Genomic DNA, 12,387 nt, shown 5'->3' with positions numbered 1-12,387 from the left:
AAGGATCGCGTTACGGCTTAACTGACTGGCATTAGCCTCAGCGCCGCTCTTTCCGACGGCAGGACGTTGAGCCATTTAACAGCGATGGGCATGGCTGCCCCTCCCGGTGCGTCGCGCTATCGGTCTACTACACTCTGACAGCGATCAAGCGATAGCCGTCTTCAGGCCAGAGCCGTCAATGCCGCCCACTAAAGTTAGCCGAATGCCACGAATCCTGGTGTCAATCGTCGTCATCATCGCCGTTGTGTATCTGGCACTCTGCGCCGCGCTGTTCGTGTTTCAGCGCGCCCTCATCTACTTCCCACAACCCCGCGCTGTCGGCACCTCGGCAACGCTGCTCACCCTGTCCGTCGACGACGCACAGGTGCTGGTGTCCGTCAGGCCGCACGAGGGGCCCAATGCGTTGATCTATTTCGGTGGAAATGCCGAGGACGTCTCCCGGAGCCTGCCTTCGTTTTCCGAAGCCTTTGCCGATCACGCCGTCTACTTGCTGCACTACCGAGGCTACGGTGGCAGTTCCGGATCGCCCTCCGAGGAGATGATCTCGCGCGACGCCATGACCTTGTTTGACCTGGTCTACGCCACCCATCCACACATTACGGTGGTCGGTCGCAGCCTGGGCTCCGGCGTCGCCGTGCGCCTCGCCAGCCAACGCCCGGCGGCGCGTCTGGTGCTCATCACGCCCTACAACAGTGTTGAAGAACTCGCTACACGGCAGTTCCCTATCTTCCCGGTGAAGTGGTTGCTCAAGGACACCTATGAATCCTGGAAGTACGCCGCCCACATCACGGTGCCCACGCTCTTGATCGCGGCGGAACACGACGAAGTGATACCGCGTTCCAGCACCGAGCGGCTCTACACGCATTTCGCCAAGGGAGTGGCGTTGCTGAAGGTGATACCGGGTACGGGGCACAACTCGATATCCGAGAGTCCCGAGTACCTCAAGGCGTTGGGCGATGGTTTGTAAGTGGCGGTGCCCGCCGTGCCGATACCGGTCCAGACCGCGTAGGCCGTCCCCACGGGCAGTGTTCGACTAGCGCCGCAGCGATCGGAACGCCGCGCGAAGTTCCTCGGTAAAAAGCTGCGGCTGTTCCCAGGCCGCGAAATGGCCGCCCTTGTCGGCCTGGTGGAAGTAGATCAGGTTGCTATAAGCGCGCCGGGCCCATGTTTCTGGCGGGCAGTAAACATCTTCTGGAAACACGGTGACGGCCACCGGCAGAGAAATCTCGGTGGTCTTCTGTGCGGCCGAAGAAAGAGGGCTTCGCCCCATGTTCTCCCAGTAGAGCCTTGCTGCCGAGGCGGCGCTATTCGTCAGCCAGTAGAGCGTGATGTCGTCCAGCACTTCATCCTTCGTCGGCGACTGTTGGGGGTCGGCGCCGTATGTCCAACGGGCAAAGCCTGGATGCACGAGCATGAGCGCTGCGAGGAAGGCCGGTGAATCCGTCGCGCCGTAACCGATCATCTGCGGCCGCGCGGCCATCATCGTGCTGTACGCCAGGTTTCCCTGTTTGACGAGCGTGGCGACGGCGTCGTAGGTCGCGCGTTCCTTCTCGGAAAATCCCGTCGGCGCCGGTCCGCCGACAGCGAGCGCCGCGCTCGCTTCCGCCGGTATCGTGGCTGGCAGGTTAAGGTGAATGCCGCGCAATCCGGCCGGCGCCTGGCGCGCCATCGCGCTGGTAATGGGGGCGCCCCAGTCGCCACCTTGGGCGACGTAGTGGGTGTACTCGAGGCGCTGCATCAGCTGCGCCCAGACCCGCGCGATATGGTCCGGATCCCAACCGATACCACTCGGTTTGCCGGAGAAGCCGTAGCCAGGAATGGACGGAATCACCACATCGAAGGCATCTGCCGCATTGCCCCCGTGCGCGGTCGGGTCGGTGAGCGGACCAACGACCTTGATGAACTCGAGCACGGAGCCTGGCCACCCGTGGGTCATGATCATCGGCAAAGCGTTCGGGTGGGGGGAGCGCACCCAGATAAAGTGGATATCGACCCCGTCGAGGGTGGTCACGTACTGCGCCAGCGTATTGAGCTGCGCTTCGGCCTTGCGCCAGTCGTAGTTCGTGCCCCAGTAGCGAACCAGCTCCTGCAGCTGTTCCAGCTGTGCGCCCTGTGATCGATCGGAAACCGTCTCTTTGTCCGGCCAGCGGGTCGCCGCGATACGGTTGCGCAGATCGGCGAGTTCCTTGTCCGCAACATTGACGTGGAAGGGTTGAATGGCCTGGGGATTGGCGGCGGGAGCGACGCTGGCGAGGGCCGAGGCGCAAAGCGCAAGGGTGGCGATAGCAACCGCGAATAGGTGCTTCATCTTCATTACCTCAGTTGAGGGTCACGATGAGTGATGAGTTTGCGCTTATCGGTCACCGAAGACGCTTTACCAGCCGGTCAGAGAAGGCATTGGGCACGTAAGCCATATCGCAAGGGCGAAAGCCAAGCTTCACCCTTGCGATGCCTTGCCCAAATTGCGTGACAGGTCCGGCTCAGACCAGGTTGATTTCGACGTTGATGTTGCCCCGCGTGGCTTTGGAGTACGGACACAGCTTGTGCCCTTCATCCACCAGCGCTCGGGCTGTTTCGCGGTCCATTCCCGGCAGGCTGATGTTGAGGCGCGCCTGCAGGAGGTAGCCGCCTGCGTTGGTGCCCAGGTCCACTTCGGCGTCAATGGCCAGGTCAGGCGGGAGCGTGACCTTCATTTTGCGCTATGAATAAGCACCAATCACCCACTTAACTTTTTCAAGCGCCTCTCGAAGTGCGCCCATCTCCGCTGACCCCAGCGCCAAGCGGATCGCATGCGGGACATGAGCAGAAGTGGCAAAAGGCTCAGCGGTTGAAACCGCGACTTTTTCACGCAGCAGCGCCGCGGCGATCTGGTCTGCCCTCGCATCTTCAGACAAAGGCAGCCAAAGAAAATAGGACGACGGGTGGCGAATACATGGAAGGCCCGCCAGCACTTCGGCGGCCATGGTCTGCCTGGCCTGAGCATCCCGACGTTTTTCAGCTTCCAGTTGCATGACGGTGCCATCGTCGAGCCACGTGCTCGCGATCGCCGTCAGCACGCCGGGGGTATTCCAGGTGGTCGCCCTGATCGTTCGCTCCAGCGCGGGCACTTTTTCTGCCGGGACTGCGACGAAACCAACGCGAAGTCCAGTGGCCACACTCTTGGAGAGCCCTGAAACGTAAACGGTTCTCTCGGGTGCGAGTTGCGCTATCGGTGCCGGCGGGTTCTCGGCAAGGAAGGCATACGCGGCGTCCTCGATGATGAGCAAGTCATGCTTGCGCGCAATTGTCACCAGTGACTCGCGCTGATCGGCACTCATCACCCACCCCAGCGGATTGTGCAGCGTCGGCATCGAGTACACCGCCCGCACGCGGCGACTCCGGCACAGACTGTCCAGCGCCTCCAGATCAGGTCCCTGTTCGGTCACGGGAATGGGCACGATTTCAAGGTGCAAGGCTTCGGCCAGCACGATGAATCCTGAATAGGTCAGCGCATCCGCAGCAATCACATCACCGGGTTGCAGCAGCGCCATCATCGTCACGGCCAGCCCATGCTGGGCACCACTGACCATTAACACTTGCTCGGCATCCACTGTCAGCCCTCGGGCGAGCAAATGGCGCGCCACCGAGGCGCGCTCATGCAGACGCCCGGCGTGTGGCTGGTAGCGCAACAGGGACTCCAGATCACCGCCCGAGGCGAGTTGGCGCAGTGCATTTCGCAAGAGTTCTGCCTGCCCTGGCAGCGAGGGATAGTTGAAGTTGAGGTCGGTCATTCCAACGGCAACGTTTTTCTGGTCGATACCCAAGCCAGGCGGCAACGACGTCTCCCGCACGAACGTGCCTCGCCCCGTCTCGCCGCTGACCAGGCCCATGGCTTCGAGCTCCGCATACACCCGACTGGCGGTCACCAGCGCCAACCCTTCTGTGGCCGCCAGTTGGCGATGCGTCGGCAAGCGCGTGCCCGGCAACAACCGGCCAGACCGGATGTCGGCCGCCAAAGCATCCACTAATGACTTGTACCGTGAGCGAGGCATGTCGAGATGTATCCATGACAATTTTTTGATTGTAGTGATCGTCGATCATACGATGGATCTCTGCAAATTCAGAGTGCCCTCATATGGAACGGACCCTGCAAAACCCAATGACGGAAAAGACCGCGAGCGGATGGCTCAACGGGTTTATCGGCGTGCTGATTTTCAGCTGCTCGCTGCCGGCCACACGGTTGGCCGTGCTGGAATTCGACCCGGTTTTCCTGACCGTTGCCCGAGCGGCGATTGCCGGGCTTCTGGCGCTGTGCATGCTGGTGCTGTTTAAAGAAAAACGTCCCGCCAAGCCTCAGCTTCTGCCCTTGGCGATCGTGGCAATGGGCGTTGTAGTAGGGTTTCCGCTACTGACGGCGCTGGCGCTGCAGTACGTGACGTCGGCGCATTCCATCGTCTTCGTTGGCTTGTTGCCACTCGCCACTGCGGTGTTCGGCGTGTTGCGCGGCGGGGAGCGTCCACGGCCGGTGTTCTGGTTCTTCTCAGTCCTGGGCAGCGCTTTGGTCGTGGGATTTGCCGTCTCGCAAGGCCTGACAGCTTCTCCGACCGGCGACATCCTCATGCTGCTGGCCATCCTCGCCTGCGGGCTGGGTTATGCAGAAGGCGCAAAGCTTTCAAGAACCCTGGGAGGCTGGCAGGTGATCTCTTGGGCATTGCTGCTGTCGCTGCCCGTCATGGTCCCGCTGAGCTGGTTCATGGCCCCGGCTTCGTTCTCGGGAATCACCCCATCCGCGTGGTTCAGCCTGGCTTACGTGTCGATCTTCAGCATGCTGATCGGCTTCGTATTCTGGTACCGCGGGCTGGCCCAAGGGGGGATTGCCGCCGTCGGCCAGCTGCAACTGCTACAGCCGTTTTTTGGTTTGGCGCTGGCGGCCACGCTGCTTCACGAGCACGTCAGCATCGGCATGCTGGGGGTTACCGTCGCGGTGATCCTTTGCGTGGCCGGGGCGAGGAAGTTTTCGAAGTGAGCGGGCGCGACAAGCGTTGCTGCCAGTTTCCGCCATTGGCGCGTTGGCATTCTTCTTCAGAATCGAACTGCACATGGGCCGATACCGGGCTGACGAGAACGTCCGCTTCGTTTAACGCATTGGCAGTCAACTCGAGCATGCGCTCGCCCTGCCCACTGGCCAGCGCCTGATCCTTATCGGCCTGCGTATCGAAGACCCAGATGACCCTCAGGCTGGAGGGGAACACCTCGTAATCGACCTCGTGGGTCAGCCAGCAGAACCCGACGATGTCCACTTTGGCCGTCTCACACGCCTCGGTCAGGGTGGCAATCAGGCGACGCTCGATGTGCGCCTGATCGCGTTTGCTTAGCGGCATGGGTGGATCCTTGTGACGGGTCAAAAGAAGCCATCATACGACACCTCCATGTCCTCTTTGGCGGACGCACTGCGCCCAGCGCAAATATGTCTCTTTCGCCCGTGAACCTTGTGTTGAAGCGCCAGTCATAGCCGAGCCGTGAAACCCACTTGCCCGCTCAGAGCTATTCATCCATGCGCCAAACCCTCCTGTCCGTTCGCGTTGCCTCGCTCTGTTTCATTCCTCTTTTTTACCTGTTCGCCAACCCCGCCCACGCCGGTGCCGAAAGGCAGTTGGTGGAAGCCATCAACGACTACCGCGCTCACCCCGATCGCTGCTTGGGGCGCGCGGGGCGAGCGTTATCGCCGCTGGCGCTGAAGTCGAACCTGGCCTTGCCGATCGGTTACGGCGGTGGTTTGCGCGATAGATTGAAAGCGTCGGGCTATCAGGCAGTGACGGTGCGCACGATTCGCGTGGTCGGTGCGCAGGATGCCGATGAGGCCTTCGACATGCTCCAGAGCGATTACTGCGGGGCGTTGCTCGATACCCAATACGCCGACATTGGCGTCAGTCGCGCCCGGAGTGAGTGGCAGGTGGTGCTGGCGCAGCCCGTGCTGGACAGTCGTGTGGGTGATTCGCGAGCCGTCAGCAAAGCGTTGCTGGCACAGGTCAATGCGGCACGCTCAAAGCCGCGCCTCTGCGGTCGTCAGCGCTTCGCCGCCGCACGGCCATTGGCCTGGAGCGCAGCCCTGGGCGCAGCTGCGCAAGGGCACAGCAAGGCGATGGCCTACGGCAACTACTTCGCCCACCAGGACCCCGACGGTGATATGCCTGCAGACCGGGCCAGAGCCGCTGGTTTCCGTGGCCGGCAGATCGGCGAGAACATCGCTGCCGGCCAGGGCTCACCGAGCAAGGCCATGTCGGGCTGGCTGGCCAGCCCGGGGCATTGCGCCAACCTGATGAATCCGATGTTTACCCAAATGGGCGCAGCCTATGCGGCGGACGCGCGCAGTGATGAGGGGGTTTATTGGACGATGTTGTTTGGCGCGCCTTAAGCGATTGAGCGGCGCCTCATTTGGGGCGCCGCACCGCCCTCACCTTCCCACTGCCACCGCCGCCGCAAAAAAACTGATCGCCGCCGTCCGATTCAAGCCCCGACACCCCGACGCCGGCCGGCAGCTTCACGCTCTCCAACACCTCGCCGGTTGTCGAATCGATATGGCGTAACTCACTCTCGTCTTCTTCCCACGTGCCATGCCACAGCTGACCCTCGACCCAGGTCACCCCGGTGACGAAACGGTTGGATTCAAGGGTGCGCAGAATCGCGCCGGTCTCGGGATCGATCTGATGAATCTTGCGATCCCGATACTCACCGACCCACAGCGTCCCTTCCGCCCACGTCAGCCCTGAGTCACTGCCGCCAGGCGCCGGAATAGTCGCGAGTACACGGCCGGTCTGCGGGTCGATTTTCTGGATGCGGTCCTCGGCGATCTGGAACAGGTGCTGGCCGTCGAAGGCGGTGCCGGCATGGGCGGCGACATCGATTGAACGCAGTGTCTTGCCGCTCGCAGGGTCCAGGGCGTTGAGTTTGTCGCCGGTGGCAAACCACACGTGCCGGCCGTCCCAGGTGACGCCATGCACCTTGTCGACACCGGCAAAGGGTCCATATTCACGAACGATTTTGGCTGCTGACTGTTTCATGTTGGCATTCCTCGTTACGGGTGGGAGGCGTTCATCCTAGTCACCCGGCAGCGGCACCGGGAGTAACAAGGTCGTCGCGAAACCCGGCACCGGCGGGACCATCCAGCGACGTGCCCGACCGCGACCGAACGACTGCACCTTGCCCGCGCGGGCCAATTCCTCGAGTGCCCGTTGCACCGTCCGCTGGCTGGCACCGAGGGCCAGTGCCAGGGCCGAGCTCGACCACGACTCACCGTCGACGAGGAAAGCGAACAACGACCCGTGCTTCTCTTCGAGGTGTTGCGCCAGCACCACAACGTCAGAGGCAACCAGCGACACCAGCGCAAACCCGCGCTGGGTAGCCGTTACGCCGGCCAAGGGTTTAAGTGCCGCGCGCAGTCGCCCGACTTCGACTCGCAACCGCGCGCGAAGGGACTCATCGGCGTGCTTCAAACGGAAGGCCCGGGTAATCAGCGTTTCCCTCGACACGTCGGCCGGCCACGCTTCGGCCAGTGCCCGTGCGAGGGCGAACAAGACCGGGCGTGTGGCGAGGGAGACCGACATGCCGGCACCACGCACGACGTAGCGACACGCGTCCACGACCAGCGACGTGGACGCGAGCAACGCTTCAACCTCATCCAGCAATAGAGGCCGTTCTTCGCCATGGGCAATCAAACGCGCTACGGGCGTGTTCAGGACAAGGGCAGCGTTTTCCACCTCGGCCGTCAGCGCAGGAATATCGGCGTCGCGCGCGGCGTGCTCGGCTCTTGTGAGTGCAAACCGCGCCTTGTTCGTCTCGAGTCGTCGCATCGCGATCCCCGCCACGACCAGTTCGTGGGCGGCGCGCAATGCTGGCGGTAATGGGGCGGGGTCAAGCTCGGCGAGCAGCACGTCAGCCTCTTCGAGATGCCCGATCAGCAGCAAACGCCGAATCTGCAAATACCGCGCATGAGCGGCGTTCACTCGATCGCCGTGCGTCTCCAGCGTCACTCGCGCTGACTCAAGTGCCTTCACCGGCCAGCCCAATTCCCGGGAGGCCAGCGCGATCTCGGCCTCGGCGACCACACAGCGCGCCCGAGCCAAGGCCTCCTTCGGACCGAAGGCCCGTGCGGCCCTCTGCACCAGCGCCTTGGCTCGCACCAGATCGCCGAGTTGCGCCATCGCAATACCCCGCAACGCCAGCGCCGGCGCATCGTCGCGCAACGCGACCCGGTTCAGCGCGCCGAGCGGATCACCCGCCGCCAGCGCCTGCGCTGCGGCCGTGATCAGCGAGTCCATCGCAATCCCGCCACCGTTGTCACTCCCACCGTCGGATGTTCGGTGTTTAGTCTAATTCACGATCCTCCACCCGGAGCGGACAATGATGAACAACCACATGATCACCACGCGTGAAGCATGGCTGGCAACGCGGCTCGAACTGCTCGAAGCTGAGAAAGCGCTGACCCGGCGCAGCGATGAACTGGCACGGCAACGTCAGGCGCTGCCATGGGTTCGGGTCGACAATGGCCCGAGGCATCGCCGCCAAAGCGCCGCTGGCCATTGCGGCGGTGAAGGAACAATTGCGCATTGTGGAAGACCTGCAACCGATGCCCGTCCAGGCGATGGAGCAGATGGCCGAACTGCGTCGACAGGCCTGCGAAAATGCCGATTTCACTGAAGGGCTGGCAGTCTTTGCCGAGCGAAGGCCAGCGGAGTTCTGCGGCCGATAGCTCCTGATGAAAAACTGCAAAAAGCCGCGCCCCATCAAATGGGGTGCGGCTATTTTTCTGGAACCCCAAACGAATTAGCTGAATGTGAAGTTAATATTCCTTTGCATGCATGCATGCATGACTAACCAATCGAATGGAATCCATCAAAATGAGTTTCACTGTTTTAAAAAATGCGTCACTGAAAGCCTGGTTCATCTTCGGGAGCGTGGTTGCTGTTCTGGCCAGTGTTGTAACGATTTACTCTACATTGCACGACGCCAACCCCAACAACCCACGCTTCATAGGTCGCTGGAACACTGATTACACCTACCCAATCACCAACGGCAATTTTGAATTCAAGGGCATGACCGAGTACTTCCGCAACGGTCGGTACAACGTCAATGGCACCGTCATCGTGGACGGAACCGTGGAAGCCAAACCTTACCGTTTTGAGTACAGCGTAAACGGTGCCGGTAGCTGGACCGCCGACTCAAGCCTGCTTTCGTTCACCCTGGCTGACATGAAAACAATTCCAATGTCCTACGTAGTCGACGGCACATCCATTCCACCGTCGCTGGTTGCCAAATTGGCCGGGCCGTCGGCGCCGAACTTGAGCGATGCTTACGCCTCTGGCGCTTCCGACGAAGCCCGAATCCTGTCGATCAAGGATGATGAAATAACGCTTGAGGGCAACGACCCGACAGGAAAAGCGTTCACCATGCATACGTACAAGCAGCATTAACCCTCACCACGACTCGCCGCATTCGCAAGCACTTTGATTCTCAGGATAAGTAAGGCTCTTTATTGGAGCCTTACAACTCCCCCGCAATACCACCCTCTCGTTTCACCTGGAAACCAACGGATGCTGGAACGCTAAAATCTCCCGCCCTTCTTGTTTCGCAGCACGACGGGGCACGCTTTATCTACGCACATGGGATTTCGATGCTTTTGCCTTCGGTGAGTAACCGCATTTTTATCAGCGCTACCCGACGCCCGTCCGGCGCCAAGCGCTCCTCAATCCCATACGGCACAAACCCAAGCTGCGGATACAGAAGCAGCCCCGCCGTATTCTCGTTGAAACACGACAGATGCACCTCGCGTGCTCGATGACGTTCAAACGCCAGCCCCACCATCGTCTGCACCAAAAACTTCGCGATCCCTTTCCCTCGAGCCTTGGGCGACACGATCACATTGCCGATCGCGCAGACGCCATCGCGATCAAACGTATAAAAGTTCGCGAAGCCCATAACATAACCGTCGCCCTCAACCACCGTTGAGTCAGAACGTTGAGCAATCGATGCCTGCAGTTGATCTTCCGTCAGGGGGTATTGCGCCTTCGGGAACATAAAGAACAGCTCTTGGGGGGTTTGTGGAAAGGCGCAAAGGGTCGGAATATCTTCAGCGCTGACAGGGCGGTGGGTCAGGTGCATGGTTTGGATCCATCCAAGTGTAGGTTCGACAGATTACTTTTTGCGGATGATGGAGAGAAGCGTGAAATCGGCTTCCTTTTTCACTCTCGTCACCGTTCATGTCCGGCTTTACGACCAACGGCGAGAATGGCTCGTCAATTCCGCTGGCTCGATCGACATCCCTCTATTCCGGCAGTTTCAGCCTATCCATTGAGTGTTGCTGATCGACATGGCAGCGCACCACAAACAATTTCTTACAAAATAGAAATTCATTAAACCCGATCTTGTACTACCGAGTGTTAGCTTGAGCGCTTTATCGGGCCATGAAATGCCAAAGCCTTAATTATGCGCATCAAACTTCCCAGCATTCCTGCCCTCGGTGCATACCTCGCACTCTCTTGCCTGTTTGCAGCCGCATGGTTCGTCAATCCTGCCAATACGCACTCTTCCTTTGCCCTGATAAGTCCAGTGATGGCAGTGGCCGGCCAAGTGGCCAAGCCTATTTATACCAGCCGCTTCGCCTCCTCCGGGCTGGTGGATTTCGTGCATTCCTCGGCGGTCACCGCCTTGCCCGACGGCAGCCTGATGACGGTCTGGTTCGCCGGCTCCCGCGAAGGCGCAGCCGATGTGCAGGTGCGCTCCGCCCGTTTCGACCCGAAAACCGGCGAATGGGGGGCTGAACAGGTATTGGCGACGCGGGATTCGACCCAACAGGGCACCCAAAAATACATTCGCAAGCTGGGCAATCCGGTGGTGGCACTCGCGCCGGACAATCGCCTGTGGTTGTTCTACGTGTCCGTGTCCATGGGTGGCTGGGCCGGCAGCGCGGTCAATGTAATGGTTTCAGACGACTTCGGTGAACATTGGTCCGCTCCGCGCCAGCTGATCACTTCACCCTTTCTGAACATCAGCACCCTGGTCCGGTCGGCACCGGTGTTTCATGCCGATGGCTCCATCGGCTTACCGGTCTACCACGAGTTTCTGGGCAAATTTGCCGAGTACCTCTACTTGAGCGCAGACGGCGAAGTGATCGACAAATTCCGCATCAGCCACGGCAATAATTCATTGCAACCCACGGTGGTTCCGCTGGACGGCCAGCGCGGCATCGCCTTGCTGCGCTATGCCGGCGACACCCACCACCGTGTGCTGGCGACCCGCACCGAAGACGCCGGTCAAACCTGGAGTGAGCCTTATCCGCTCGACCCCTCGAATCCGAACTCATCGTTGGCCGCCGTCGCGACGCCCGAACATGGGTTGCTGGTGGCGCTCAACGACCTGCAGGAGGGGCGCTTCAAGCTGAGTCTTTATGGGACCGACGCAAAAATGGACGATTGGCGTTCGTTGCGGGACCTGGACAAGTCACCTGATCCAGCGGGCGCTCCGTTTTCACCCGAGGCCTACAAGGAAATCATCGGTAAAGAGTTCCGCGGTTCCAGCGGCGCACTTCGCCAACCGCTGGAGGCACAGTTCCTGGACAACCTCGACAACCGTGTCTGTAAAAGCCAAGGGTGTGAGTTTGAATATGAATACCCGTACTTCATCCGCAGTCCCGACGGTATGTATCACTTGGTTTATTCCTGGAACAACACCTTCATCAAGCACGTCACCTTCAACGATGCCTGGCTCAACGAGCGTCGCAAATGATCAGCCTGTGGCAAGCCCATGTCAGCTTCGCAATGATCATCTTCCTGGTGCTGCCTTCTTTCGGCATGCACAGGACCTGGCGGATCGCACTGTTGGCCGCATTGCTGGCAGTCAGCTTCATACCGCTGGACGGGTTATCGTTGGCCGCCTATTTGCGCAGCTACATTGATGACCTGGCGATCACCTCAATGGTGTTCATGGCGTGGGGCTGCTTGCGTCGGCTGGACATCCTGCCACCTGCGCGGGGTAAAACCGGCGTATTGATCCTCTTCGCCGCGATGGCCCTGGTGCTGTACCCGGCAACCCTGGGCATGAGTGATCTGGACCCCTATCGGTTTGGCTACAGCCCGCGCCCCATGCTGATTTTTCTCGCCGTGCTGACACTGGGCCTGTTTTACCTGCGCAACGGCCTGGCCGTCGTGATGCTGGCCAGCGCGACCCTGGCCTTCATTGCCGGGATCAAACCTTCGCAAAACTATTGGGATTACCTGGTTGACCCGCTGCTGGGTCTGTATTGCTGCGTGGCACTGCTGATGCTTGCCGTGCGCTGGACGTATCGCCGGGCAACCAAGCGCCGCGGTGCAGTGGGCGATGTGTCCAGTTCCGTTTGAGATTTAACGACTTTAT

The 12,387-nt window shown here is 60.6% G+C and carries 14 protein-coding genes and 2 pseudogenes; 8 read left to right on the top strand and 8 right to left on the bottom strand.

Going from position 1 to position 12,387, the window contains the following annotated elements; genetic code table 11:
• The first annotated feature begins 178 nt into the window (after window positions 1-178).
• A complete protein-coding gene (locus tag ACIQU2_RS01615) occupies window positions 179-967 on the top strand; it encodes an alpha/beta hydrolase (protein ID WP_403137960.1) in 789 nt (262 codons plus the stop codon).
• Here ACIQU2_RS01615 and ACIQU2_RS01610 read toward each other — a convergent pair.
• From ACIQU2_RS01610 to ACIQU2_RS01595, 4 genes and pseudogenes are all read right to left on the bottom strand, one after another.
• A complete protein-coding gene (locus ACIQU2_RS01610) occupies window positions 856-1,107 on the bottom strand; it encodes a DMT family transporter (protein ID WP_403138302.1) in 252 nt (83 codons plus the stop codon). The genes ACIQU2_RS01615 and ACIQU2_RS01610 overlap by 112 nt on opposite strands.
• The gene (locus tag ACIQU2_RS01605; protein ID WP_403137957.1) at window positions 1,034-2,308 is read right to left on the bottom strand and encodes an epoxide hydrolase family protein; all 1,275 of its coding nucleotides are present in this window, start codon (window positions 2,306-2,308) and stop codon (window positions 1,034-1,036) included. The genes ACIQU2_RS01610 and ACIQU2_RS01605 overlap by 74 nt, the downstream gene beginning before the upstream one ends.
• A gap of 172 nt (window positions 2,309-2,480) precedes the next feature.
• Window positions 2,481-2,699, bottom strand: a pseudogene (locus ACIQU2_RS01600) (peroxiredoxin); the annotation flags it as partial.
• On the bottom strand, window positions 2,700-4,031 hold the full coding sequence (locus ACIQU2_RS01595; protein ID WP_403137954.1) for a PLP-dependent aminotransferase family protein: 1,332 nt from the start codon (window positions 4,029-4,031) through the stop codon (window positions 2,700-2,702). It lies immediately after the preceding pseudogene.
• Window positions 4,032-4,114: 83 nt separating this feature from the next.
• Here ACIQU2_RS01595 and ACIQU2_RS01590 point away from each other — a divergent pair, with 83 nt between their 5' ends.
• A complete protein-coding gene (locus tag ACIQU2_RS01590) occupies window positions 4,115-5,005 on the top strand; it encodes a DMT family transporter (RefSeq protein ID WP_403137951.1) in 891 nt (296 codons plus the stop codon).
• Here the strand turns inward: ACIQU2_RS01590 and ACIQU2_RS01585 are convergent.
• On the bottom strand, window positions 4,953-5,360 hold the full coding sequence (locus ACIQU2_RS01585; protein ID WP_403137949.1) for a hypothetical protein: 408 nt from the start codon (window positions 5,358-5,360) through the stop codon (window positions 4,953-4,955). The genes ACIQU2_RS01590 and ACIQU2_RS01585 overlap by 53 nt on opposite strands.
• Before the next feature lie 173 nt (window positions 5,361-5,533).
• On the opposite strand from ACIQU2_RS01585, the gene ACIQU2_RS01580 reads away from it, so the two are divergent.
• On the top strand, window positions 5,534-6,394 hold the full coding sequence (locus ACIQU2_RS01580; RefSeq protein ID WP_347805490.1) for a CAP domain-containing protein: 861 nt from the start codon (window positions 5,534-5,536) through the stop codon (window positions 6,392-6,394).
• Between the two features lie 16 nt (window positions 6,395-6,410).
• On the opposite strand, the gene ACIQU2_RS01575 is transcribed toward ACIQU2_RS01580, so the two are convergent.
• The gene (locus tag ACIQU2_RS01575) at window positions 6,411-7,040 is read right to left on the bottom strand and encodes a PQQ-binding-like beta-propeller repeat protein (RefSeq protein WP_403137947.1); all 630 of its coding nucleotides are present in this window, start codon (window positions 7,038-7,040) and stop codon (window positions 6,411-6,413) included.
• Between the two features lie 36 nt (window positions 7,041-7,076).
• On the bottom strand, window positions 7,077-8,297 hold the full coding sequence (locus ACIQU2_RS01570; protein ID WP_403137944.1) for a helix-turn-helix domain-containing protein: 1,221 nt from the start codon (window positions 8,295-8,297) through the stop codon (window positions 7,077-7,079).
• An 82-nt stretch (window positions 8,298-8,379) separates the two neighbouring features.
• Here ACIQU2_RS01570 and ACIQU2_RS01565 point away from each other — a divergent pair.
• From ACIQU2_RS01565 to ACIQU2_RS01555, 3 genes and pseudogenes are all read left to right on the top strand, one after another.
• Window positions 8,380-8,466: pseudogene (locus ACIQU2_RS01565) on the top strand (DUF899 domain-containing protein); the annotation flags it as partial.
• Between the two features lie 55 nt (window positions 8,467-8,521).
• Window positions 8,522-8,728 carry a hypothetical protein gene (locus ACIQU2_RS01560; protein ID WP_403138322.1) on the top strand — a complete coding sequence of 69 codons (207 nt, stop codon included), beginning with the start codon at window positions 8,522-8,524 and terminating at the stop codon, window positions 8,726-8,728.
• A gap of 148 nt (window positions 8,729-8,876) precedes the next feature.
• A complete protein-coding gene (locus tag ACIQU2_RS01555; protein ID WP_403137941.1) occupies window positions 8,877-9,449 on the top strand; it encodes a hypothetical protein in 573 nt (190 codons plus the stop codon).
• Window positions 9,450-9,630: 181 nt separating this feature from the next.
• On the opposite strand, the gene ACIQU2_RS01550 is transcribed toward ACIQU2_RS01555, so the two are convergent.
• Window positions 9,631-10,137 carry a GNAT family N-acetyltransferase gene (locus ACIQU2_RS01550; RefSeq protein WP_403137939.1) on the bottom strand — a complete coding sequence of 169 codons (507 nt, stop codon included), beginning with the start codon at window positions 10,135-10,137 and terminating at the stop codon, window positions 9,631-9,633.
• A 324-nt stretch (window positions 10,138-10,461) separates the two neighbouring features.
• Here ACIQU2_RS01550 and ACIQU2_RS01545 point away from each other — a divergent pair, with 324 nt between their 5' ends.
• Complete coding sequence (locus ACIQU2_RS01545; RefSeq protein WP_403137937.1) at window positions 10,462-11,760, top strand: exo-alpha-sialidase; 1,299 nt, start codon at window positions 10,462-10,464, stop codon at window positions 11,758-11,760.
• Window positions 11,757-12,371 carry a hypothetical protein gene (locus ACIQU2_RS01540; protein ID WP_347804849.1) on the top strand — a complete coding sequence of 205 codons (615 nt, stop codon included), beginning with the start codon at window positions 11,757-11,759 and terminating at the stop codon, window positions 12,369-12,371. The genes ACIQU2_RS01545 and ACIQU2_RS01540 overlap by 4 nt, the downstream gene beginning before the upstream one ends.
• The last annotated feature ends 16 nt before the right edge of the window (window positions 12,372-12,387 follow it).

The organism is Pseudomonas sp. NPDC098740, assembly GCF_044760065.1.
GTDB lineage: Bacteria > Pseudomonadota > Gammaproteobacteria > Pseudomonadales > Pseudomonadaceae > Aquipseudomonas > Aquipseudomonas rossensis.
This window is presented reverse-complemented; position numbering and strand designations above follow the sequence as displayed.

Excerpts from the sequence above, each read along its gene's own strand:
- ACIQU2_RS01615 (WP_403137960.1), top strand. The coding sequence starts at position 179 with ATGCCGCCCACTAAAGTTAGCCGAATGCCACGAATCCTGGTGTCAATC.
- ACIQU2_RS01605 (WP_403137957.1), bottom strand. The coding sequence starts at position 2,308 with ATGAAGCACCTATTCGCGGTTGCTATCGCCACCCTTGCGCTTTGCGCC.
- ACIQU2_RS01595 (WP_403137954.1), bottom strand. The coding sequence starts at position 4,031 with ATGCCTCGCTCACGGTACAAGTCATTAGTGGATGCTTTGGCGGCCGAC.
- ACIQU2_RS01590 (WP_403137951.1), top strand. The coding sequence starts at position 4,115 with ATGGAACGGACCCTGCAAAACCCAATGACGGAAAAGACCGCGAGCGGA.
- ACIQU2_RS01585 (WP_403137949.1), bottom strand. The coding sequence starts at position 5,360 with ATGCCGCTAAGCAAACGCGATCAGGCGCACATCGAGCGTCGCCTGATT.
- ACIQU2_RS01580 (WP_347805490.1), top strand. The coding sequence starts at position 5,534 with ATGCGCCAAACCCTCCTGTCCGTTCGCGTTGCCTCGCTCTGTTTCATT.
- ACIQU2_RS01575 (WP_403137947.1), bottom strand. The coding sequence starts at position 7,040 with ATGAAACAGTCAGCAGCCAAAATCGTTCGTGAATATGGACCCTTTGCC.
- ACIQU2_RS01570 (WP_403137944.1), bottom strand. The coding sequence starts at position 8,297 with ATGGACTCGCTGATCACGGCCGCAGCGCAGGCGCTGGCGGCGGGTGAT.
- ACIQU2_RS01560 (WP_403138322.1), top strand. The coding sequence starts at position 8,522 with ATGGCCCGAGGCATCGCCGCCAAAGCGCCGCTGGCCATTGCGGCGGTG.
- ACIQU2_RS01555 (WP_403137941.1), top strand. The coding sequence starts at position 8,877 with ATGAGTTTCACTGTTTTAAAAAATGCGTCACTGAAAGCCTGGTTCATC.
- ACIQU2_RS01550 (WP_403137939.1), bottom strand. The coding sequence starts at position 10,137 with ATGCACCTGACCCACCGCCCTGTCAGCGCTGAAGATATTCCGACCCTT.
- ACIQU2_RS01545 (WP_403137937.1), top strand. The coding sequence starts at position 10,462 with ATGCGCATCAAACTTCCCAGCATTCCTGCCCTCGGTGCATACCTCGCA.
- ACIQU2_RS01540 (WP_347804849.1), top strand. The coding sequence starts at position 11,757 with ATGATCAGCCTGTGGCAAGCCCATGTCAGCTTCGCAATGATCATCTTC.